The following is a 21353-nucleotide window of genomic DNA, read 5'->3' as shown; positions in this document are numbered from 1 at the left end:
GTCAAAAAAAATCTGGGCGGATGGTGGTTATAGAGGTGAAAAGTTTGTTCAATGGGTCAAGGAACAGTTCGACTGCATTTTTGAAGTTGTTGAAAAAAAAGAAAACGGATAAGGGATTTCAGGTTTTACCTCGGCGATGGGTTGTAGAGCGAACCTTTGCTTGGCTCGGGCGATCTCGCCGCTTAAGCAAAGATTACGAACGGAAACCCACATCGAGTACGGGCCATGTTTATATGGCCTCAATTCGACTCATGCTGCGAAGAATTTGTAAAGAACGAGTATTATTACAAGGGACTGCTTTAGAGGTAGCTTAGGTAATTGAGTTTTTTTCACAGCTTCTCAACAAGTAAAGTGCTGGCCGTATATCCAGCAGATCTCGTTCCATTTTGTATAAGTGGATAGTTCTCAAACAGAATATCGTTATAAAGTGGTTTGAAGGTACTTACCAAGAAAGCCTCTGTTTCAGTAGTAAGAAGCTGTACAAAAAACTAACACATTGATATTATTGTATTATTTTTGATAAAATAAGCCAAAATCCAGCAATTATTTTAATTTCAGAGATTCTATTCGAGGTACTGTATGGCTTGGCCAAAAGAAATTCCTGGTAAGAGGTATCCCAGTGATTTGACAGATGAAGAATGGGAAATCTTGGAGCCGATTTTAAAAAAAGCCGATCCTTATACGACGGGTCGGCCGCGTAAAGTCGATCTCCGCGAAGTGATAAATGCCATTTTTTACCTGAATAAGACGGGTTGTCAATGGCGGTATTTACCTAAAGATTTTCCCCACTATACCTTAATAAGTTACTATTATCACAAATGGGTTGACAACAATACTATCGAGCAAATCAATACAGCGATTCATCAGCAACTCCGAAAAGAAATGGGTCGAAATGAGCATCCGAGTGCAGGGATTATCGATAGCCAAACCGTTAAGGGGACACCGGAATCAACCCGGGAATCCGGGTTCGACGGTGGTAAGTTGATTCAGGGCCGCAAGCGGCATATTATCGTAGATACAACGGGTTATCTCATTGTTGCTCTGGTTCATGCGGCAAATATCTACGATGGTCATGCGGCTCGCCAAGTCTTGACCACCTTGTTTTCAATCGTGGATAGCGTCAAAAAAAATCTGGGCGGATGGTGGTTATAGAGGTGAAGAGTTTATTCAATGGGTCAAGGAACAGTTTGACTGCATTTTTGAAGTTGTTGAAAAAAAAGAAAACGGATAAGGGATTTCAGGTTTTACCTCGGCGATGGGTTGTAGAGCGAACCTTTGCTTGGCTCGGTCGATCTCGCCGCTTAAGCAAAGATTACGAACGGAAACCCACATCGAGTACGGGTCATGTTTATATGGCCTCAATTCGACTCATGCTACGAAGAATTTGTAAAGAGCGGGTATTATTACAAGGAGCCGCTTTAGAGGCAGCTTAGGTAATTTGAGTTTTTTTCACAGCTTCTAAGCTCTTCCGATCTTGGAGAGAGATTTGGAGTATGGTAGTTTTCAAACAAGTCATTGTCATCTTCAAAAATCAAAGTGATGAACAATAGGTTCTATTCCTTTTGGTACGGCAAAATCGAACAATGGGAATATATTGGCCTCATCAAATCCATCTATGTCCAATAATAGGAGCGATATTTCAAACGGAGCTTTCAGTGCCCTGGTGTTGAGCGAGTCTTCCAAGGTCAGAATTTTTTTGCATCTTGTGATGACCTGTAAGCCTTTTCCAAATATCTTGCGAGAACGCTTTCCCGATATAGTGAACCGTGTAATCTAAGTAATCCTTGATGTTGCCGCTAATTTCAGCCTTTATGCTCCTCGAAAAGTATTCATACATGAACTTTTGAGGACTAAACCAAACCAAGAACTCTTCATTCACTGTGAATATTTTGAACCCAGCCATGTCATTAAATGGCTGAGACGAATCCGCTGTCTTTTTTATAAAACTGAGCATTGATTAGAAATTCTTCTTCAGGGTTACCAATTCCATTTTCTGATGGCACAAAACTACAATTTAGAGGTGGCGTATTACGATCATCGTTTACATTGAATTTAATAATTCCGTCTTTTGCAGTGAAGTTTTCAATGTAAATCAGCGGACGTTGCAGAATAAAGTAGATTGTGCATGGCTTTAACAGGGACTGAATCTCTTTTTCTGTTTTCAGGAACTCAAATTCATAAGCGGAAACAATCGGATACCTAGTAGTCGCATGTATCTGAATATTCTTTATTCCTTGGCTAGATTCATCTTCCATTCCTGCACCTCTTCTGCACCAATGACTATTTTTAGCGCATAACGGGACGGCGGATAAGCCGCGAGGCCGGAAAAGCCGAAGGCTTTGACGGCCGATGTTGGCTTGATCCGCGTGGTTGTGCGGCGCAGAGTGCCAATCAACCCTGCGGATTGCAATCCCCCGCCCCGCAGTGCGGGCGCGAAGCGTCCGCACTGCAAGTGATTATACGGTTTCTGCATATCTACCAGAATTTGTGATGATTGACAACAACTATTTGATCTAGCTAATCTTTATTAGCGGCATACCCATTCAGTGCTGACCTCGCCACCCTGAAAATCCCACCAGGCTTGCCGTTCTCCGGAACTTACCTATCACTACGAGGCACGGCGTGGTTGACACAACGAGTCTCCTGGCTAGACAGCGTCTGCCCTATCACTTCGTGGTGGCGCTATTAACGGGACTTCTGTCACAAGCATAACCTTACCTCGACAGTTTAGTTGCCGGCCAAGCTGCTGGCGGCGAAGGCGGCTGGTGCCGGGAGGCGCGCTCAAGCAGTGCGGCGGCAACATGGTCGGCGGATGAGCGGTAACGGACGGCGGCGGGCGATGCCGCCCAGCCGCGCCGGCATCCGTCAGCAACGGTGGCATGGCTGTCATGGGGCGAAGCGGTGTACGTGGTGTGTCCCGCATGGCGGGAAAGCGAACAGCGTGGCCTTGGCGGCGGGCGGCGGGTCACGAAGGGGTGGGCTGCCGAGGCAAGGCGAAGCCGGTCAGATAATGGTCCAACAGCGAGCCGGCCACCTCCTCGATCGAATGACCGCCGACGGCTTCCAGTTTCTGACCCAGGCCGAGAATGCAGATGCCGTGAATGCCGCTCCACAGCGCGCGGGAGGCCAGGATGCTGTCGTCCGGCGGTCGTTGGGGACATAGCAACATGAGTTGTTGCTGCACCAGCGCGAACATCCGTGCCACTTTCTCGCTGAAGGAATCCGGCACGGTTTCCCCCTCCGGCAAGCGGTGCTGGTAAATTGCCAGCCAGCGATTGGGTTCGTTCAGCGCGAAGGCAATGTAACCTTGAGCCAAGGCCCGAATGGCGACGGCCGGCGGTGGCTGTCCGGCAACGGCGGCGACCAGTCGCGTGTGCAGCGCATCCAGCGTTCGTTCGTTCATCTGCGCAATCAGGTCGTCGAGGTTGCGAAAGATCATGTACAGGCTGCCGACCGTATACCCGATGCGGGCGGCCACCTTGCGGGTACTCAAGCCGGACAGCCCCTGTGCGGCGACCAGTTCCTCGGCGGCCTCCAGGGCGATCTGTCGGAGTTCCTCGCGCGTGTGCTCGTTGCGTCTGCCCATCAGAACCTCTTCGCCACAATCGTCTAGCCGCCGTTGCGCCGCCAGAAAATGCCGAGATCGGGATAGAAAACCCGCAGGTCGGCCTGCGCCTGCGCTTCCCGCATCGCTTGGCGGATCAGAGCGATGTTGAGCTGGGCGCGCTGCTTGAGGATGTCTGCCTTGATTCTAGACAGTTCTTCGGGACCCGCCAGCAGTTCCCGTTCGATCTGTTGCCGTTGTTGGGCGTGTTGCTGGCGTAGGTTGGCGACGGCAGTCGGATTGGCGGCACCCTTGTCGGGATCGTAACGGAACTGGCGCTCCAGGGTCTGACGCCAAGCCAACAGCGCCGCATAGCGCTGCTGGCCCAAGTGTCGACCAAAACCGGGCACCGCCTGGATCGCGGCCGGGGTGACGTCGGCGGCGGTTTCGATGCCGTAGGATTCCAGCGCCATTCGGTCGGTGGCGCGCAATCCGGCAATCCGGGCCGCATCGACGAAGTGACCCTCCAGAAACGCTTGCAACTGAAGCTGGCGCTGGCCGGTTTCCAGTTGTCGCAGATCGCGTTGGTATTCGGCGTCCAGCTTGCGGTGGCGCTCGCGCAGTTCGCGCAGTGCTTGCAGCTTGTCGGCGAAGGGTTGTGCGGTGGCGTGCCGTTGCCAGGCCGCCCGCAGATCCATCAGCTCCCGGCGGGCGGCCAGCAGCGCCATGCGGCGGCGCTGCCGTTCCCGCCGCGCCGCGTTGTCTCGGGTCAGCGACCAAGCGACGGCCGCCAGCGGCAGCCACAGCCAGCTCAATTGCGGGTGGATCGACGTCACCACTAGGGCGATGCCGGCGATGGCTGCCGTCTTGAGCACGTTGCGATGGCGGATCAGGCGCAGCGGCTCCGGTAGCGGGGTGGGGGGTGATCGGCGTCAGTGGCGTCGAGGCCGGTGCCGGTGGCTCCTCATCCGTCGGTGGCTCCACCGCCAGGATGCGGTTCCAGATCGGTTCCAGATCGGTGTCGCCGAGGCCGGCGCCAGAGCCGCCAGCCGCCGATTGATGGGCCGGTGGCACGAAAAACAGGGTTCCGCTGGTCTGCTCCAACGTACACCATGGACAGGCCGGCGACCGTTGCGGGTATTTGTGCAAGGCGCTGTGCCGGCAGGTGCGCAACTCGCCACCGAGCTGTTCCAGCGCCAACAGCCACTCGCGGGCGGAAGGCCGCCGCTGGGCCGGGTTGGGGGGCGCGAAGGCGCGTTCGAACAGATGCGCGATCGGATGCGGCAGGGCGGTGAATGGCAGGGTGTGCGGCGGCGACTCCATCGAGCGGGCGGCGGCGTGCTGACCGAAGGCGAACCGGTATTCCTTGATGGCGCGCTCGATCGGCATGTCGCCCTTGCCCCGATAGCGGCCGGCGAAGGGGTGGCGCCCCATGAACAGCAGGTGAAAACACAGCAAGGCCAGACCGAAGGCGTCGTGGTCCGGGGTGCGCCGCAGTCCGTGAAACGGCCGGTCCTGCAATTCCGGCGCAGTGAACTGCGGTACGCCGACGTCGCAGGGGAACAGTCGGTTGCCGGTGTCGATCTGGAAGGAGTCGCAATCGATCAGTTTGACCAGCGCCTGGGCCGAGATCACCACGTTGCCGGGATTGACGTCGCCGATGACGTGGCCGCGAGCGTGGATGGTCTCGAACGCGCTGGCCAGATTGCGGGCGGCATGGACCAGAAAGGACCAGTCGGCTTGCGGGAAGGCCCGCTTGCGGTGCGCGGGACCGTACAGGCTGTGGATTTCCTGATAGCCGCTGACCTTGGGCATGACGAAGCCACAAATCGGGCCGGTCGGCTGGGCGCGCAGCACGTCCACCGGCCAGGCGGCGATTTCCAGCAGGCTGGGATGGGCTTGCCGGGCCATCCCTTCCAGTTTGAGCGCCTTGTCGGCGCCGACCGCCTGATGGTAGATCTTGGCGACGAAGCCCGGTCGGCCGACGATGTCATGGACCGCGCCTTCGCCACCACGCCCCAGTGCCTTGCCCGGTTCGACGAGGTGGCCAGCGCCGCTATACAGCCTCGTCACCGGATTCGTCCCGGAGCGCGGATTCGGGGGATGCTGCTTCGCCCCCGTCTTCCCCGGCGGTGGGGTAGAGCGTTCTTGCGGGGTCGCTGGCCGGTTCTCCCGTGCCGTTGGGGGCGGCGGCTGGAGGGAGAGGGTCGATGCCGGTATCGGTGGCGCCCTCGACGGACCGTGTCGCCGCTAGCCGGGTGGCCAGGATCAGGGTTTTGTCGTCGTGGGTGCGCTGGTTGATGGCTGGGCTGGCCAGCAGGCGTTCCAGCGCGGTCACCAGCACCGTCGGACAACCGGGTTCGGGGTGTTCGCGCAAGCGCTGGAACAAGGGACGGAAAAACGGTTGGTGGGCCTGACGGGTTTGATAGTGCAGCGCCAGCCGTTGCAGGCCGTCGGTCAGTAGCGCGATTTCAACGATGGGTTCGGTCAGGATCGCACATTCCAGATGGGCGGCGGCGTCGGTATCGGTGACGAAGTAAGTCTCGTTGGCATATTCGCCGCCCTGTGGCCAGAACACTGGCCGATAGTCCTCGTCCGGGGTGCCGACCACGATGGCGCCGTCACCGATTTGCAAAAACAGCGCGCGGCCGGTGGTCACCACCGCACCCAGCAGGGTGCAGGCGAATTCCCGGATCGGTTGCTCCATGTCCGTTGCGAGACGCTCCAGCGCGTTTCGAACCTGTTGGAACAGTTTTTCGGCCACGGTCGGCGTCCAATCCCCGTCGATGGGAGCCGCCGCCAGCCAGGCCGCGCATTCGACCAGCAGGGTCTGGCAGGCCAACTCGGCGCCGACGCCAGAGAGGCTGGCGCTGCCGGCGCCATCGGTGGCGGCCAGCACCAGCACGGGACCCGATTCCGGTCCGGGCAGTAGTTGGGCCGCGCAGGCATCCTGGCAGCCGATCCCTTCGGCGAGGTGCGCCACGCCCGCCACGCTGGCATGGACATAGCGCCAGCCGTCCGATTCGTTCACACCGAGGCCCAACCATCGGGCGCTGTGGGATTGCCCAGCGGTACTTCGGTGCCTGGCACCGAGCGCGACACCGAGCGCATCGAGTTGGACAGCCATTGGAACATTTCGCGGAATCGCAGTCCCTTCAAGCGCAGCGGCTGACGCGCGGAAATTTGCTGAAGGATATCCAGGTTGGCGCCCTCGACCCCGACCGCGAAGAAGGCGAAGGCGCGGTTTTCCTCGCCCTTGCGGACTTCCCGAGCGGCGGCCTTCCAGTCGTCGGTGGGGCTGCCGTCGGTGATCAGGAACACCCAGGGACGAAAGAAAGGGATACCGTGCTCGCGGTACAGCGCCTTGCGCTGATCCAGCAATTCCAGCCCTTGGATGATCGCCTGGCCCATGGGCGTATCCTTGCGCGCCGTCAGTTGCGGCGGCGTGAAGTGCTCGGCGGTCTGAAATTCGTTGACCACCTGGACCGGACCGAAGCTGACGATGGCGATTTCGACCCGCTTGGCCGCCAAGCTGTCGGCCAGCAGTTCGTCCTTGAAGGTGGCCAGTCCTTCGTTGAGTTCGGCGATCGGGTGGCCGCTCATGGACCAGGAGTTGTCCAGCAGCAGCACGCAGGGACAGCGCGGCTCCGGGTTGTCGGCGAATTCGGCGACGCTGAAATCCGCGCCGAACGGGGTTTGTCGGGACAGATCGAGTTCGTTCATCCTGGGGGTTCCTCTCGGGAAACACTGGTGAAACTGCGTGAAATATACCCTATCCGCAGTGGTTGCAAGCGAACGGGAATCACTATGGCTCGGTCGCTATAATGCTTGATTCATTCCAATGGAAAGCGATCGGGAAAATGACATGAAGTTGCTACGGATCTGGGTGTTGTCCGTCCTGAGCGGGATGCTGGCGGCAGGCTGCGCGACGCTGGAACCGGAACCGGAGCCGCCGGTGGGACAAGCCGTATTGGAGGCGAGGTTGACGGCGCTCGATACCCGGTTGGCGGCGCTGGAACGGCAGATCGTCGAACAGCGGCGAGAACAGTGGGTGACGCTCGATCAGTCGCTGGCCGAAGTCGGCCGCGACATCCAGGGCACACGGGAGAGTGTCGCCGCTCTGCGGCGCAAGGTGGAAAAGCCCGCTGTGGTGGCGAGGCCGGTGAGCGTGGTCGACGATGCGATCTGGAAGGCGTATCGATCGGTCGATGTGCCCTTGGGCGCGTTTCCCGAAGGGGTCGGCAAACAGGTCGTGTTCCCGATCCCCACCACCATTCCGGATTCGGCGCGCGAAATTCTGGTGTATGCGCAAGTCGCCACTGGCTACGTCGAGGGGGGACCCCATCGGTTTCGAGTGGCGGTGGCGCCGGATGGCGGCCGCGAGGTGTCGTTTTACCTGTACGCCACCGGCCAGTCGCAGGCAGGGTGGGGCTACAATTCCGACAACGTTTGGCTGCCGATGCCGCAAAACCGGCAACTGGTCCTGCAGGCGGAGGGCAAGCCGTTTTTCGGTGAGTGGAACAGCGAGACGCGCATCATCGGCTATCGCTGAGGCCGTGCTGCCTGAGGCATGGTTTTGCACGGCCGTTGGCCCGGCACGTTCGCGCCCAGGGAATTTAGCCGGTGGGGCGCTTTGGGGTATGATCGATGGCGAGAGTGGTTGGCGAGAGCCCGGGCGAACTGCCTGTCAGGCGAGTTCCGTGGAGGGTCGCGATGTCGGTATGGGCAAAGGTGTTCTTGATACTGGGCGGCTGTGGGATGCTGCTGGCGGTGATGATGGGCGCGTTCGGCGCGCACGCTCTGAAAAAGACGCTGGCGCCCGACCTCATGGCCATTTACGAAACCGCGGTGAACTATCATTTCTATCATGCCCTGGGATTGCTGGCGGTTGGGCTGCTGATGTCGCATGTGCCGCCGACGGCGCTGCTGCGTGGTTCGGGCATCCTAATGATTGTGGGCCTGTTGCTGTTTTCGGGCAGTTTGTATGCGCTTGCCCTCAGCGGTATCCGCTGGTTGGGCGCCATCACCCCGCTGGGCGGGACGAGCTTTCTGCTGGCTTGGTTGCTGTGGGTGATCGCGGTCGTACGGGCGGGTTAGGCCGGGCAGCGATTCGCGAGGAGCATATCCGGGGCGGACACGACGACGGCAAGCCCTTCAGACGAGGAAGATGGAGTTGAACGTGGAAAGAACCTACGCCTTGGGATTCGATGTCTACGGCACGTTGGTGGATCCGCTGGCCTTGGCCGAACCCCTGCAAGCGCTGGTCGGCGAACAGGCCGTCCGGTTTGCCGAACTGTGGCGGACCAAACAGTTGGAATACTCGTTCCGGCGCGGTCTGATGCAGCGCTACGTGGATTTCGACGCCTGTACCCGGCAGGCGCTGCTTTATACCCAGCAGGCGCTGCGCTGCGACTTGCCGGAATCCGATCAGGGCCGATTGCTGGAGACCTATCTTTACCTGCCGACCTTTCCTGAAGTCACTGCCGCCCTGACCGCGCTCAAGGCCCAAGACCATCGGTTGATGGCTTTTACCAACGGGGTGGAGGTCAGCATTCGCGCGTTGCTGAGCAACGCCGGGGTATTGCCGTATCTGGAGGATGTGGTCAGTGTGGACGATCTGCGCACGTTCAAGCCCGATCCGGCGGTCTATGCCTATCTGGCGCGGCGGGCCGGGCACGCGCCGGGCGACACCTGGCTGGTGTCCAGCAACGCCTGGGATGTGATCGGCGCCAAGGCCGCCGGTTTGCGGGCCGCCTGGGTCCGGCGGCAGCCCGAGGCGGTGTTCGATCCCTGGGATGTCGAACCGGATGTGGTGGTCAGCCGCCTGGACGAACTGGCGGACTGGTTCGCTGGCCAGCCGACGTAAGCCCCCTTACCGGAGATCCGGATTGCGGTGACCGGCCGGAGCAAAACCGCTCCGGCCGGTCACCGCGCTTCGATCCCGGACGGGCGCGGCGGTTCCGTTCTCCTCGCCTCAGGTGATGAAAGGCACCAGAATCAGCGAAACGATGGAAAGCAGCTTGACCAGGATGTTCATGGCCGGGCCGCTGGTGTCCTTGAAGGGGTCGCCCACGGTATCGCCGATCACCGCCGCCGCGTGCGCATCGCCGCCCTTGCGCGAGCCTTCCAGCTTGCCGGCCTCGATCGCTTTCTTGGCGTTGTCCCAGGCACCGCCAGCGTTGGACATCAGCAGCGCCATGGTCATGCCGGTCAGCAGGGCGCCCAGTAGCATGCCCCCCAGCGCCACCGGTCCGAAGAAGAAACCGACGATCACCGGCGCGATCACCGCCATGAGCCCCGGCGGGATCATTTCGCGCAGCGCGGCGTCGGTCGAGATCGTCACGCAGCGCGCCGTATCCGGCTTGGCGGTGCCCTGTAAAAGCCCCGGTATTTCGCGGAACTGGCGGCGGATCTCGGTGACCATCTCCATGGCCGCTCGACCCACCGAACTCATGGTCATGGCTGCGGCCAGCAGTACCACCACCCCGCCCAGGAAGACGCCGATCACCACCCGTGGTTCGGTGATGTCCATCGCCACGGGATGACCGACAGCCAGTTCGACCGCTTCCTTGTAGGCCACGAACAGCGCCAGCGCCGTCAACGCCGCCGAACCGATGGCAAAACCCTTGCCCGTGGCGGCGGTGGTATTGCCGATGGCGTCGAGTTCGTCGGTGATTGCGCGAACTTCGGGGGGTTGGTGCGACATTTCGGCGATACCGCCGGCGTTGTCGGAGATCGGGCCGGAAGCGTCGATGGTCATGGTCACGCCAGCGGTCGCCAGCATCCCGACCGCCGCGATGGCAATCCCATACTGGCCGGCGGTCTGGTAGGCGACGAAGATGGCCAGCACGATGATCAGGATCGGCAATGCGCAGCTTTCCATCCCCACCGCGAGACCATTGATGATATTGGTCGCCGGCCCGGTCTTCGATGCTTGGATGATGCGCATCACCGGCTTGGACGAGGTGTAGTACCAGGCGACGCGGCCAATGGCGACGCCGGCCAGGTTGCCGGCCAGAATGGCGAAGTACACTGGCCAGCCGTAGCCGAACAGCAGCATGACCAGCATCGTGAGGATCAGAAACAGCCCTGCGGAGCTGAACTCCGAAATCGCCAGCGCCTTTTCCGGCCCGTATTTCTTGAAGGCGCTCATTCCATAAATCCCGACCAGCGACGAGAGCAGGCCGATACCCGCCAGCACCAGTGGCAGGGCCAGCAGCATCGGCCGGCTGACGCCTGCCCCGAAATAGTGGGTCAATTCGGCAACGCTGGAGGTGGCGGCCAGAGTGATCGCCGCGACCATCGCGCCGACATACGATTCGTAGATGTCGGCGCCCATGCCGGCGATGTCGCCGACGTTATCGCCCACGTTGTCGGCGATTACGCCCGGATTGCGCGGATCGTCTTCGGGAATGCCGGCTTCGACCTTGCCGACCAGGTCGGACCCGACGTCGGCGGCTTTGGTGAAGATACCGCCGCCGACTCGGGCGAACAGGGCGATGGAGGACGCGCCCATCGAAAAGCCCCAGATGGTGGCGGCGGATTCCGGATTGATGGCGAACTGGTCCGACAACCCGGTGAAAAACAGGCCCAGGCCCAGCAGGCCGAAGCTGGCCACGGCCAAACCCATGACCGCGCCGCCGTTGAACCCGACCAGTAGCGCCTCGCCGGCACCGTGCTCCCGCGCCGCCGCAGTGACACGGACGTTGGCCTTGGTTGCCGCCCGCATTCCGATCAGGCCGGCCAGCGCCGAGGTCAGGGCACCGGTCAGGAATGCGATGCTGGTGCCGAAACCGTGCTGTTTGGAAACGGCCAGCAGGATGGCCACCACCAACGCGAAAATGCCAATTTTCACGTATTGGGCGCGCAGGTAAGTCATGGCCCCCAGTTGGATTTCGGCGGCGATCGAAGTCATCAACTCGTCACCGGTGGAGCGGCGGACAATGCCCCTGTAAAGCCATGCGGCAAAAATGAGCCCGCCCAAGCCCAACACCAGCGATAGAATTCCGACAATCATATAACTCCCTCCACAATGTACTTGTATTTGCGTGGTTCGCATGCGTGGCGGCTAAAGCTGGGTAATAATACCTGAATGCAGCGTTGCCAAGCCGACTAATGTAAGTTCAGATTCCAAACACGGTTTGGGGCGACGACCGAAGCCCGGTACCACCGGTCAAACCCAGCGGGAGAAATAAAATGAAGTGCAAACACTACATGATGTCCGCGCCCACTTACGTGTTCGACACCGCGCCGCTGTCGGAAGCGCTTGCAATCATGGAACGCAAGCACATGCAGGATCTGATGGTGGTCAACGACCAACTGCAATTTGTGGGTACCATCACCTCGTTCATGTTTTCCAAGATGTTGCTACCGCCGGAGCCGCAGTTGCCGGACGACGCCGAAATCGAGACCGCCGAGGATGTCGATAATCGTCTCATTCCGCATTTACACCGCAAGGTGGGCGATTTCGCTGTCGCCCATCCGGTGGTCGAGCCGGAAGCGCCGCTGTCCGATGCGCTTAAGCTGTTGGCGGAGGGCTATATCCGCCTGCCGGTGGTCGGGCCGGATCGCAAGCTGGTCGGCTCGTTGTCCTCGTTGACCATTCTCCGACGGTTCCGCTTTTAAACCGTATCGGGAAAGTGAGTGACGCTCCCCGGCAACGGGGAATGGCCGTGCCGCCGGGGATGTCGTCGCGCGATGATCGCCGTTTGACCTGATGGTGGAGGAAATCGACCATGCAACGTCGTCGTTTTCTCGCGGCCCTCGGCGTGGGGGCATGGACCGGCGCCGGTTTGGCGCTGGGTGGTTATGGCCGCCGGTCATACGCCGGTGAGTCGCTAGCCGGAACCCCCGATCTGGTGGCGATCAGAAACGGCGAACCGGAAGCGCTGTTCGACCATGGCATCGAGGCGCTGGGTGGCATGGGGCGCTTCGTCAAAAAAGGCCAGAAAGTGGTGGTCAAACCGAATATCGGTTGGAACGTGCCACCGGAGCGAGCCGCCAACACCAATCCGCGATTGGTCCGCCGCATCGTCGAGCACTGCCTGCAAGCCGGCGCCAAAGAGGTCTACGTCTTCGATCACACTTGTGATGCCTGGCGCGACAGTTACCGCGCCAGTGGCATCGAGCAGGCGGTGAAGGACGCTGGCGGCAAGCTGGCGCCGGGCAACAGCGAAAACTATTTCCAGACCGTCGCGATTCCAGGCGGGCGTCGGCTGCGTCGAACCCAGGAACACGAGTTGGTGCTGGGAGCCGACGTGTTCATCAACGTGCCGGTGCTGAAGAGTCACGGCGGTGCCCGGCTGAGTGTGGCGATGAAGAACCTGATGGGCGTGGTCTGGGATCGCGGCGAATGGCACTCCAACGACCTGCATCAGTGCATCGCCGACTTCGCCACTTATCGCAAACCCGATCTGAACGTGGTGGATGCTTGGAACGTGATGCTGCGCCATGGACCGCGCGGGGTCTCCACGGCCGATGTCATGAATATGCGATCGCAATTGTTGTCCACCGATCTGGTGACGGCGGACGCCGCCGCCGCGCGGTTGTTCGGCTTGAAACAGCCCGAAGAGGTTGGCTATATCCGCATCGCGGGCGAAATGGGCGCCGGCCGCATGGATCTGGAGAATCTCGCCATCCGGCGGATCGTGCTCTGAACCCGGTGGCGGGAAACTCCCGAACCAACCGGCGCGATTTTCCGCGAGAGAGCCGTCGATGAACCAGGCGTGGCTGAAGAAGATCCGGGTAGTGGTCTCGTTGGTTTTTCTGGCGCTGACCACCTTGCTGTTCGTCGATTTCGACCGCATCGGCGAAACGCCGACCGCGACGGCGGCGTTGTATCCGCAGTTCGTGCCCTCGCTGCTGAAATTCAGCCAGACCATTGCCTGGGGGGCGGCTGGTTTTCTGGCGGTGCTGGCGCTGACCCTGCTGTTCGGTCGGGTGTACTGCTCGACGATTTGTCCGCTCGGCACCTTGCAGGATATCGTGATCCGTGTTGCCGACTGGCTGCGTAAGCCCCGCAAGGTCAAATTCCGCTACCAGCGGTCGCACGATGTCCTTCGTTATGGAGTGCTGGCGCTGGCGGTTGGCCTGTTCCTGAGCGGTAGCACGCTGGCGCTCAGTCTGTTGGACCCGTTCAGCAATTTTGGCCGCATCGCCGGCGACTTGATCCGACCGTTCTATGTCGTTGTCCACAACGGGTTCGAACAGTTGCTGGAAAGCTTCGGGGTTTACGGGCCGTTTCCGCTGCACTGGAAGGCGCCGCCGCTGGCCGCCCTGATCTTTCCGGCGTTGTTTTTGCTCGGGCTGATCGGGCTGAGCGCCGCCAGAGGCCGACTGTTCTGCAATACCCTCTGTCCGGTGGGTGCGCTGCTGGGGCTGGTTTCCCGTTTCGCCCTGTTCAAGATCCGCATTCCCCAGGATGCCTGCGTGCTGTGCGCCCAGTGTTCCATTCATTGCAAGGCCGGCTGTATCCGGCTGAAAACCAAGGAAGTGGATTTCAGCCGCTGCGTGGCCTGTTTCAACTGCATGACCGTGTGCGAGACGCACGGCATCGGTTATGCGTGGTCGGGGCCGGTGCCATTGCGCCGTTCAAGCCCGGTTGCCTTGCCGCCGCGACCGTCGAATTCCCCCGACACCGTGCATCGCGCCGCCTTGTCCAGGGACGGGAAGGCACGACGGGCGTTGCTGCGCGCGGGCGCGACGGCGCTGGTCGGGTTGGCGAGTCTGCCTCGGTCGTCAAACGTCGAAGCCAAGCCGAGCAACCGTGTTCCCACGCGATTGGCCAATGCCAAGACCTGGCCGGTGGCGCCGCCCGGTGCTCGCGACATCGTCCGCTTCAACGATCTGTGCACCGCCTGTCATTTATGCGTAAGCGCCTGTCCTTATGGCGTGTTGCAGCCATCCTTGCTGGACTATGGGTGGTCCGGCCTGTTGCAACCGCGCCTGGATTTCGCGACCGGCTATTGCAGCTACGAGTGCAATCGCTGCGGCCAGGTCTGTCCGACCGGCGCGATTCTGCCGTTGGCATTGGTCGCCAAGCAGACCGTGCAGTTGGGCGTGGCTCATTTCGTTCACGACAACTGCATCGTTTATACCGATCACACCGCCTGTGGCGCTTGCGACGAGTACTGCCCCACCAAGGCGGTGCACATGATCCCGTACCGGGATGGCTTGAGCATCCCCGAGGTGCGACCGGCACTGTGCGTCGGTTGCGGGGCTTGCGAGAATGCCTGTCCGGCCCGGCCGTATCGGGCGATTTACGTGGACGGCCATCCAGTTCACCAACAGGCGCTTCGGCCATCGGCCAAGCCGCTTGAGCACCAGCCAGATAGTGGATTTCCGTTCTGACGGCTGTATTCGCCGCCACCGGAAGCTGTTTCCGAGAGCGGCCTGGATAAGTTGGGAATTTTCCCAGAGGCCGTTTTGTTTTTCCGGGCCGTTTTGCTCACCGACCACCGATTCGAGCGATGAACATCCTTTATTACGATTGTTTTGCCGGTATCAGCGGCGACATGCATCTGGCGGCGCTGCTCGATCTGGGGCTGGATTACGACGAGCTGGTGTTGGAACTGGCTAAGCTGGGGCTGGATGGTTACGGCGTTCAGGCCAGTCGCGCCACCCGCCGAGGAATCGCCGGTACTCAGGTGCGGGTGGTGGTCGATCCCAAGCAACCCGATCGCCGTAACCTGCGACAGATCGAGGCGTTGATCGGCGCCAGCTCGCTCAAGGACAGCGTGCGGGCACGGGCGGTGGCGGTATTCCGCCGTCTGGCCCAGGCCGAAGCTCGTATCCACGACACGTCACCGGACCAGATTCATTTTCACGAGGTGGGCGCCTGGATGCCATCGTCGATATCGTCGGCGGTGCTATCGCCCTGGAGCGATTGCATGTGGACCGGGTTTTGTGCTCGCCGATCGAACTGGGCAGCGGCGTGGCGCACTGCGCTCACGGGATGTTGCCGGTGCCGGCGCCAGCCACGCTGGAGCTGCTCAAGGGAGCGCCGGTCAAGCTGGGCGCGGTGCCGTTCGAGGCGACCACGCCGACCGGCGCGGCGCTGCTGGCGGCCTTCGTGGATGAATTTGTGGCCCGTCCCATGCTGCGGGTCCAGCGGGTCGGCTACGGTATCGGCCATCGCGACGGTCCGATTCCCAACGTGTTGCGGGTCTTGCTGGGCGAAGCCTCCGACGAGGAGGGCGAGCAGAATGAGCTATGCGTGCTGGAATGCAATATCGACGACATGAACCCGGAATGCTACGACCATGTACTGGAACGGCTGTTCGCGGCCGGCGCCCACGATGTCTGGCTGGTGCCGGTGCTGATGAAAAAGAACCGGCCGGGTATGTTGCTTGGCGTGTTGTGCGCCCCATGGCTGGCGCCGGTGCTGACCGACGTCTTGCTGATCGAGACCACTACGCTGGGCGTGCGTCGGCATGGAGTGGCACGGACTGCCCTGAAGCGGGAGGTTCAGCGGATCGCCACCCGTTACGGCGAAGTCGCGGTCAAGATCGCCTACCATCATGGCCGACCGCTGCGCGGCAAGCCGGAATACGAAGACTGCAAGCGGCTGGCGCTGGATAGCGGCGTGCCGATTCACCGGATTTACGAAGCGGCGCGGCAGGTGTTGGCGGAGCGGGACCTGTCGTTGGAACCGGTGGAATGGTTACCGTGACCGCCGAATCGCCTTCTCCCCTGGACGAGCCTGGTTACCGAGATCTGGTGGAATTGCTGCGTAGTCTGGGTTCGGTCGCGGTGGCCTGTTCCGGTGGGCTCGACAGCAGCCTGCTGCTGGCGGCCGCCCACGCGACCTTGGGCGAGCGGGCGCTGGCGCTGACCGCGATGACACCCTATATGGCGTCCTGGGAAATCGCCGAGGCTCGGGAGTTGGCCGCGATGCTTGGCGTGCGCCACCAGGTGCTGGAATTACCTCTCGCGGCGGAAATCGCCCACAATCCCCCGGACCGTTGTTATCGCTGCAAGCTGAAGCTGTTTTCCGAACTGAAAGCCGTTGCCACCGCCGAGGGTTGCGCCTGGTTGGCCGATGGGAGCAACCGGGACGATTTGCACGACTACCGGCCCGGAATGCGTGCCTTGCGCGAGTTGGAGATCCGCAGCCCGCTGCTGGAAGTCGAGTTGGGCAAGGCCGAGATCCGCCGCTATGCCCAGGCCTTGAACCTGCCAGTCTGGAACAAGCCGGCCTACGCCTGCTTGTTGACCCGCCTGCCGCACGATGCCGAAGTCCGGCCCGAACTGCTGCGGCGGGTGGAAGCAGCCGAACGGGCGTTGCTGGCGTTGGGTTTTGGCACGGTGCGGGTGCGTTGCCACGACGATCTGGCGCGGATCGAAGTGGATCGCGCCGGTCAAGCGCGCCTGCTGGACGAGACGGTGGCTGATCAGGTCGTGGCGGCGCTGACCGATTGCGGCTTCCGCCACGTCACCCTGGATATGCGGGGCTATCGCCGGGGAAGCTTCAACGTCGTGACCTGAACGGAGAGACCAGGCATTCTTCAATCACCATCGAGGATCGATGGGGGGTGGGGGCGCCGGCGCCGGGATGCAGGATTTGCTGTCGTAATGCTCCTGATCGCTGCAATCATTGTTCATATAGGAAGGTTCAACCTTGGGAGATGGTGAACCCAGGTTATTGGCGCAGCCTGACACGACAGATAGCGCCAAGCCGAGGAAGGCAAGCAGCAGAGTGGGTTTACGCATGGAATAGTATCGGACAAGGTAGCTTTGATGGAGCTGGACGCGGGCGCCCGGCAGGATTCTTCGAAATGTATATGAAGTGTTGTCAGCAACACAATGGGGCCGCGTTGGCCCATCGAGGGTGATGGTGAACGAAGCCTCCTTGCGCCTGCTGCTGGAACAAGTGCGCTCCGGTGAATTGGCGGTGGATGGCGCAATCGACCGATTGCGGGATCTGCCATTTCGCGATCTGGGCGAAGCGGTGCTCGACAATCACCGCGAACTGCGACGTGGCCAGCCCGAGGTGATCTACTGCGCGGGCAAGACTGTCGCGCAGGTCAAGACCATCGTGGCCGCCATGCTGGAGGGAGACAGCACCATTTTGGCCACGCGCGCCACGGCGGAAATGGCCGACGCGATCACGGAATTGTGTCCCGATGCCCGTTATAACGCCTTGGGGCGTACCGTCGTCGTGCAGCGTTCCTCCCCATCGTTGACCGATGGCTACATTGCAATCGTTACCGCCGGCACCTCCGATCTGGCGGTGGCGGAGGAGGCGGCCGAAACCGCGTTATCGTTCGGCAACCGCATCGAGCGCATCAACGATGTGGGTGTGGCCGGTTTGCATCGATTGTTGGCGCGACTGGAGTCGATTCGCGCCGCGCGGGTCGTAATCGTGGTCGCCGGCATGGAAGGAGCCTTAGCCAGCGTGGTGGCGGGCTTGGTGGCCCGTCCGGTCATCGCGGTGCCGACCAGCGTTGGTTATGGCGCTAGTTTCGACGGGCTGGCGGCGTTATTGGGCATGTTGACGTCCTGCGCCGGAGGCGTGGGGGTGGTCAATATCGACAACGGTTTCGGCGCCGCCTGTCTGGCCAGCATGATCAATCAGCCGTGATGACAGCGGAATCGGGTGGATGAGGGCGGTATGGCGATCAAGGTACATGTGGACATCGTCAGCGCGGAGAAGGAACTGTTTTCCGGGTTGGCCGAAATGGTGGTGGCGACGGCGGAGCTGGGCGAGGTGGGCATTCTGCCGGGGCACAGCCCGTTTTTGGCGCGCTTGAAACCCGGACAGGTGCGAGTACAACTGTCGTCGGAGGAAATGCAAGTGTTCTATATCTCCAGCGGTTTGCTGGAAGTCCAGCCGCAGATAGTCACGGTGTTGGCCGATTACGCCGAAAATGCCGCCAATCTCGACGAAGCCGCCGCCGTTCGCGCCCGCGAAGCGGCCCGATGCACGTTGCTGCAATGTTTGAGCGATATGGAGTGCGCGAGGACCTTGGCGGAAGCCACGGCGCAATTGCAGGCCATCGACCACTTACGGCGCCGAGGCCGACGGTCGATCAAATGATGGAGAACGAGTATCGATGACTGCATCCAATCCTTGCGTGCTGGTGGATGGTTCGTCCTGGCTGCACCGGGCTTTCAATGCGCTGCCGGCCCTGAGCACCAAAGGAGGCGAACCGACCGGCGCCTTGTACGGGGTGCTGAACATGCTGCGCCGCTTGTTGGCCGACTACCGCCCGGACTATCTGGCCGTGGTGTTCGACGCGCCCGGCAAGACGTTCCGTCACGAACAGTTCGCCGATTACAAGGCCCATCGGCCACCCATGGACCCGCTGCTGGTCCAACAGATCGAACCGTTGCATGCTTGCATTCGCGCCTTGGGATTGCCGTTGCTGCAAGTGGGGGGGGGTCGAAGCCGACGATGTGATCGGCACCTTGACCCAGCAAGCGACCGCCAAGGGCTTGCCGGTGTTGATCGTCAGCGGCGACAAGGATCTGACACAGTTGGTGGGCGAGCGGGTGCGCATGCTGGATACCATGAAGAATCTGGTGACCGACGTGGCCGGCGTGGAACAAAAATTCGGCGTGCCGCCGGCGCTGATCGTCGATTGGCTGGCCTTGGTCGGCGATACGTCCGACAATATTCCCGGCGTGCCGGGCGTCGGGCCAGTGAACGCCGCCAAGTGGCTACGTCAATACGGCTCGCTGGATGCGCTGATCGCCGATGCCGCCGCTATTACCGGCAAGATCGGCGAGAAACTGCGCGCCGGTTTGGAACAACTGCCATTGTCGCGGCAACTGGCGACCCTGGATTGTCAGGTCGCGCTGCCCGTCACGTTTGAGGAACTGCGGCCCGCGCCGCCCGATACCGCCGCGCTGCGGGCGCTGTACGAGCGCTTCGAATTCCGTTCCTGGTTACGGGATTTGTCGTCCGCCCCACTAGCCAATCCGGCGCCGACGCCGACTCAGCCGGCGCTCGATTTTCAGGAAACCGCCGCCGAACCGGTGACCTATCAACTTGTCCTGGATCAGCCAGCTTTCGAGGAATGGCTGACGCGATTACAGGCGGCGGATTTGTTCGCCTTCGATACCGAAACCACCAGCCTGAATTATCTGGACGCGCGAATTGTCGGCGTATCTTTCGCGGTGAATCCTTGCGAAGCTGCTTATGTGCCCTTGGCGCACGACTATCCCGGTGCCCCGGATCAATTGAGCCGTGAATGGGTGTTGGAGCGGTTGCGCCCATTGCTGGAGGACCCGGCGCGACCCAAGTTGGGTCAGCATCTCAAATACGATTCGCATGTGCTCGCCAATCATGGCATTACCTTGCGCGGCATCCGGCACGACACCCTGCTGGAGTCCTACGTGCTGGATTCCACCGCCCGCCACGATATGGATTCGCTGGCGGAGCGGCATCTGAAGCTGCGTACCATCCACTTTGAGGATGTGGCGGGGAAGGGTGCCAAACAATTGACCTTCAATCAGGTGGCGCTGGAACAGGCCGGACCCTATGCGGCCGAGGATGCCGACGTGACCCTGCGGTTGCATCGCTGCTTGTGGCCGCGCCTGGAACGGGAGCCGGGCTTGCGGCGGCTGTATGAGGAGCTGGAAATTCCGCTGATCGACGTGCTGGCGCGGATGGAGCGGATCGGGGTGCGGGTGGACGCGGCGGCATTGCGCCAGCAAAGTGGTGAACTCGCCAAACGCTTGTGGGAGCTGGAACAGCAAGCCCACGATTTGGCTGGCGGACGGTTCAATCTGGGTTCGCCCAAGCAGTTGCAGGCGATTTTGTTCGAGCGACTGGGATTGCCATCCGGCAAGAAAACCGCGACCGGTCAGGCATCCACCGCCGAGGACGTGTTGCAGGAACTGGCGCTGAACTATCCGTTACCGAAAGTGATTTTGGAGCACCGCTCGCTGAGCAAGTTGAAATCGACCTATACCGATCGGCTGCCCGAGCAGATTCATCCGCATACTGGCCGGGTCCATACCTCCTATCATCAGGCGGTGGCCAGCACCGGCCGCTTGTCGTCTTCCGATCCTAATTTGCAGAATATCCCAATCCGCACCTCGGAAGGGCGGCGCATCCGGCAAGCCTTCGTGCCGGAACCGGGTTGGGTGATGCTGGCGGCGGATTATTCGCAAATCGAACTGCGGATCATGGCCCATCTGTCCGGCGACGACGGCTTGCTGCGCGCTTTCGCCGCCGGCGTCGACGTGCATCGCGCCACCGCCGCCGAGGTGTTCGGCGTGGCGGTGGAGGATGTCGGCGCCGAGCAGCGACGTAGCGCCAAGGCCATCAATTTCGGGCTGATCTACGGTATGTCGGCGTTCGGATTGGCCCAGCAACTCGGCATCGAACGCGGTGCGGCGAAGGATTACGTGGATCGTTATTTCACCCGCTATCCCGGCGTCAAGGCGTATATGGAGAACACCCGACGCTCGGCCGCCGAGCGGGGTTACGTGGAGACGGTATTCGGTCGCCGGCTGTATTTGTCGGACATCCGCGCCCGCAACCCACAGCTTCGGCAAGCGGCGGAACGGGCCGCCATCAACGCGCCGATGCAGGGCACCGCCGCCGACATCATCAAACGGGCCATGCTGGCGGTGGATCGCTGGTTGCGGGAATCCGGTTTTCCGGCGCGGATGTTGATGCAGGTTCACGACGAGTTGGTGTTCGAAGTGGCCGAGGATGCGGTGACGGAAGCCGGGGAGCGCATCCGGGCGGCGATGATCACGGCGGCGGAGTTGCGCGTACCGTTGGAGGTGGATATCGGCGTGGGCGCGAATTGGGATGAGGCGCATTGAGCGGAGCGGCGCGAAATCGGGAGAACAA

The 21353-nt window shown here is 61.0% G+C and carries 19 protein-coding genes and 3 pseudogenes; 15 read left to right on the top strand and 7 right to left on the bottom strand.

Going from position 1 to position 21353, the window contains the following annotated elements:
• Nucleotides 1-116: 116 nt before the first annotated feature.
• The 3 genes and pseudogenes from E4P82_RS23470 to E4P82_RS23465 all read left to right on the top strand — a co-directional run.
• Nucleotides 117-204 (top strand): annotated as a pseudogene (locus E4P82_RS23470) (transposase); the annotation flags it as partial.
• Between the two features lie 375 nt (nt 205-579).
• On the top strand, nt 580-1152 hold the full coding sequence (locus E4P82_RS01860) for an IS5 family transposase (RefSeq protein WP_420887053.1): 573 nt from the start codon (nt 580-582) through the stop codon (nt 1150-1152).
• Nucleotides 1140-1433, top strand: a complete 294-nt coding sequence (locus tag E4P82_RS23465) for a transposase (protein WP_420887051.1) — start codon at nt 1140-1142, stop codon at nt 1431-1433. The genes E4P82_RS01860 and E4P82_RS23465 overlap by 13 nt, the downstream gene beginning before the upstream one ends.
• A 474-nt stretch (nt 1434-1907) precedes the next feature.
• Here E4P82_RS23465 and E4P82_RS01855 read toward each other — a convergent pair whose 3' ends face one another.
• From E4P82_RS01855 to E4P82_RS01840, 4 genes are all read right to left on the bottom strand, one after another.
• On the bottom strand, nt 1908-2255 hold the full coding sequence (locus E4P82_RS01855) for a hypothetical protein (protein ID WP_169247308.1): 348 nt from the start codon (nt 2253-2255) through the stop codon (nt 1908-1910).
• The gene (locus E4P82_RS01850) at nt 2228-2473 is read right to left on the bottom strand and encodes a hypothetical protein (RefSeq protein ID WP_169247307.1); all 246 of its coding nucleotides are present in this window, start codon (nt 2471-2473) and stop codon (nt 2228-2230) included. The genes E4P82_RS01855 and E4P82_RS01850 overlap by 28 nt, the downstream gene beginning before the upstream one ends.
• 492 nt (nt 2474-2965) lie before the next feature.
• Nucleotides 2966-3586 (bottom strand): TetR/AcrR family transcriptional regulator, encoded by a 621-nt coding sequence (locus tag E4P82_RS01845; protein ID WP_169247306.1) that lies wholly within the window; start codon nt 3584-3586, stop codon nt 2966-2968.
• A gap of 23 nt (nt 3587-3609) precedes the next feature.
• Nucleotides 3610-4419: a hypothetical protein gene (locus E4P82_RS01840; protein ID WP_169247305.1), complete on the bottom strand. Its 810-nt coding sequence runs from the start codon at nt 4417-4419 to the stop codon at nt 3610-3612.
• 938 nt (nt 4420-5357) lie between these two features.
• On the opposite strand from E4P82_RS01840, the gene E4P82_RS01835 reads away from it, so the two are divergent.
• The gene (locus tag E4P82_RS01835) at nt 5358-5495 is read left to right on the top strand and encodes a hypothetical protein (protein ID WP_169247304.1); all 138 of its coding nucleotides are present in this window, start codon (nt 5358-5360) and stop codon (nt 5493-5495) included.
• A 105-nt stretch (nt 5496-5600) separates the two neighbouring features.
• Here E4P82_RS01835 and E4P82_RS01830 read toward each other — a convergent pair whose 3' ends face one another.
• Both E4P82_RS01830 and E4P82_RS01825 read right to left on the bottom strand, forming a co-directional pair.
• Nucleotides 5601-6575 carry a PP2C family serine/threonine-protein phosphatase gene (locus E4P82_RS01830; protein WP_169247303.1) on the bottom strand — a complete coding sequence of 325 codons (975 nt, stop codon included), beginning with the start codon at nt 6573-6575 and terminating at the stop codon, nt 5601-5603.
• A complete protein-coding gene (locus E4P82_RS01825; protein WP_169247302.1) occupies nt 6572-7267 on the bottom strand; it encodes a vWA domain-containing protein in 696 nt (231 codons plus the stop codon). Before E4P82_RS01825 ends, E4P82_RS01830 begins: the two co-directional genes overlap by 4 nt.
• A gap of 142 nt (nt 7268-7409) precedes the next feature.
• On the opposite strand from E4P82_RS01825, the gene E4P82_RS01820 reads away from it, so the two are divergent.
• From E4P82_RS01820 to E4P82_RS01810, 3 genes are all read left to right on the top strand, one after another.
• Complete coding sequence (locus E4P82_RS01820) at nt 7410-8096, top strand: hypothetical protein (protein WP_169247301.1); 687 nt, start codon at nt 7410-7412, stop codon at nt 8094-8096.
• 161 nt (nt 8097-8257) lie between these two features.
• Nucleotides 8258-8641: a DUF423 domain-containing protein gene (locus E4P82_RS01815; protein WP_169247300.1), complete on the top strand. Its 384-nt coding sequence runs from the start codon at nt 8258-8260 to the stop codon at nt 8639-8641.
• An 82-nt stretch (nt 8642-8723) separates the two neighbouring features.
• Nucleotides 8724-9410 (top strand): haloacid dehalogenase type II, encoded by a 687-nt coding sequence (locus E4P82_RS01810; protein ID WP_312913841.1) that lies wholly within the window; start codon nt 8724-8726, stop codon nt 9408-9410.
• A gap of 108 nt (nt 9411-9518) precedes the next feature.
• On the opposite strand, the gene E4P82_RS01805 is transcribed toward E4P82_RS01810, so the two are convergent.
• On the bottom strand, nt 9519-11561 hold the full coding sequence (locus E4P82_RS01805) for a sodium-translocating pyrophosphatase (RefSeq protein WP_169247298.1): 2043 nt from the start codon (nt 11559-11561) through the stop codon (nt 9519-9521).
• A gap of 179 nt (nt 11562-11740) precedes the next feature.
• On the opposite strand from E4P82_RS01805, the gene E4P82_RS01800 reads away from it, so the two are divergent.
• From E4P82_RS01800 to polA, 8 genes and pseudogenes are all read left to right on the top strand, one after another.
• Nucleotides 11741-12169, top strand: a complete 429-nt coding sequence (locus E4P82_RS01800) for a CBS domain-containing protein (RefSeq protein ID WP_169247297.1) — start codon at nt 11741-11743, stop codon at nt 12167-12169.
• 110 nt (nt 12170-12279) lie between these two features.
• A complete protein-coding gene (locus E4P82_RS01795; protein ID WP_169247296.1) occupies nt 12280-13200 on the top strand; it encodes a DUF362 domain-containing protein in 921 nt (306 codons plus the stop codon).
• A gap of 58 nt (nt 13201-13258) precedes the next feature.
• Entirely contained in the window at nt 13259-14893 is a 1635-nt protein-coding gene (locus tag E4P82_RS01790) for a 4Fe-4S binding protein (RefSeq protein ID WP_169247295.1), read from the top strand.
• A gap of 119 nt (nt 14894-15012) precedes the next feature.
• Nucleotides 15013-16214, top strand: a pseudogene (gene larC, locus E4P82_RS23460) (nickel pincer cofactor biosynthesis protein LarC).
• Nucleotides 16211-17029 carry an ATP-dependent sacrificial sulfur transferase LarE gene (gene larE / locus E4P82_RS01780; protein ID WP_312913832.1) on the top strand — a complete coding sequence of 273 codons (819 nt, stop codon included), beginning with the start codon at nt 16211-16213 and terminating at the stop codon, nt 17027-17029. The pseudogene larC and the gene larE overlap by 4 nt, the downstream one beginning before the upstream one ends.
• Before the next feature lie 349 nt (nt 17030-17378).
• On the top strand, nt 17379-18125 hold the full coding sequence (larB, locus tag E4P82_RS01770; RefSeq protein WP_169247292.1) for a nickel pincer cofactor biosynthesis protein LarB: 747 nt from the start codon (nt 17379-17381) through the stop codon (nt 18123-18125).
• 30 nt (nt 18126-18155) lie between these two features.
• Nucleotides 18156-18581, top strand: a complete 426-nt coding sequence (locus E4P82_RS01765) for a F0F1 ATP synthase subunit epsilon (protein ID WP_169247291.1) — start codon at nt 18156-18158, stop codon at nt 18579-18581.
• Between the two features lie 16 nt (nt 18582-18597).
• Nucleotides 18598-21325 (top strand): annotated as a pseudogene (gene polA / locus E4P82_RS01760) (DNA polymerase I).
• Nucleotides 21326-21353 lie beyond the last annotated feature (28 nt).

It is taken from the genome of Candidatus Competibacter phosphatis, from assembly GCF_012939995.1.
GTDB lineage: Bacteria > Pseudomonadota > Gammaproteobacteria > Competibacterales > Competibacteraceae > Competibacter > Competibacter phosphatis.
This window is presented reverse-complemented; position numbering and strand designations above follow the sequence as displayed.

What these genes read in the sequence shown, in the direction of transcription:
- E4P82_RS01765 (WP_169247291.1), top strand. Translation starts at nt 18,156, where the DNA reads ATGGCGATCAAGGTACATGTGGACATCGTCAGCGCGGAGAAGGAACTG.
- E4P82_RS01790 (WP_169247295.1), top strand. Translation starts at nt 13,259, where the DNA reads ATGAACCAGGCGTGGCTGAAGAAGATCCGGGTAGTGGTCTCGTTGGTT.
- E4P82_RS01860 (WP_420887053.1), top strand. Translation starts at nt 580, where the DNA reads ATGGCTTGGCCAAAAGAAATTCCTGGTAAGAGGTATCCCAGTGATTTG.
- E4P82_RS01795 (WP_169247296.1), top strand. Translation starts at nt 12,280, where the DNA reads ATGCAACGTCGTCGTTTTCTCGCGGCCCTCGGCGTGGGGGCATGGACC.
- E4P82_RS01815 (WP_169247300.1), top strand. Translation starts at nt 8,258, where the DNA reads ATGTCGGTATGGGCAAAGGTGTTCTTGATACTGGGCGGCTGTGGGATG.
- E4P82_RS01800 (WP_169247297.1), top strand. Translation starts at nt 11,741, where the DNA reads ATGAAGTGCAAACACTACATGATGTCCGCGCCCACTTACGTGTTCGAC.
- E4P82_RS01855 (WP_169247308.1), bottom strand. Translation starts at nt 2,255, where the DNA reads ATGGAAGATGAATCTAGCCAAGGAATAAAGAATATTCAGATACATGCG.
- E4P82_RS01825 (WP_169247302.1), bottom strand. Translation starts at nt 7,267, where the DNA reads ATGAACGAACTCGATCTGTCCCGACAAACCCCGTTCGGCGCGGATTTC.
- E4P82_RS01835 (WP_169247304.1), top strand. Translation starts at nt 5,358, where the DNA reads ATGACGAAGCCACAAATCGGGCCGGTCGGCTGGGCGCGCAGCACGTCC.
- E4P82_RS23465 (WP_420887051.1), top strand. Translation starts at nt 1,140, where the DNA reads ATGGTGGTTATAGAGGTGAAGAGTTTATTCAATGGGTCAAGGAACAGT.
- E4P82_RS01850 (WP_169247307.1), bottom strand. Translation starts at nt 2,473, where the DNA reads ATGCAGAAACCGTATAATCACTTGCAGTGCGGACGCTTCGCGCCCGCA.
- E4P82_RS01805 (WP_169247298.1), bottom strand. Translation starts at nt 11,561, where the DNA reads ATGATTGTCGGAATTCTATCGCTGGTGTTGGGCTTGGGCGGGCTCATT.
- E4P82_RS01845 (WP_169247306.1), bottom strand. Translation starts at nt 3,586, where the DNA reads ATGGGCAGACGCAACGAGCACACGCGCGAGGAACTCCGACAGATCGCC.
- E4P82_RS01820 (WP_169247301.1), top strand. Translation starts at nt 7,410, where the DNA reads ATGAAGTTGCTACGGATCTGGGTGTTGTCCGTCCTGAGCGGGATGCTG.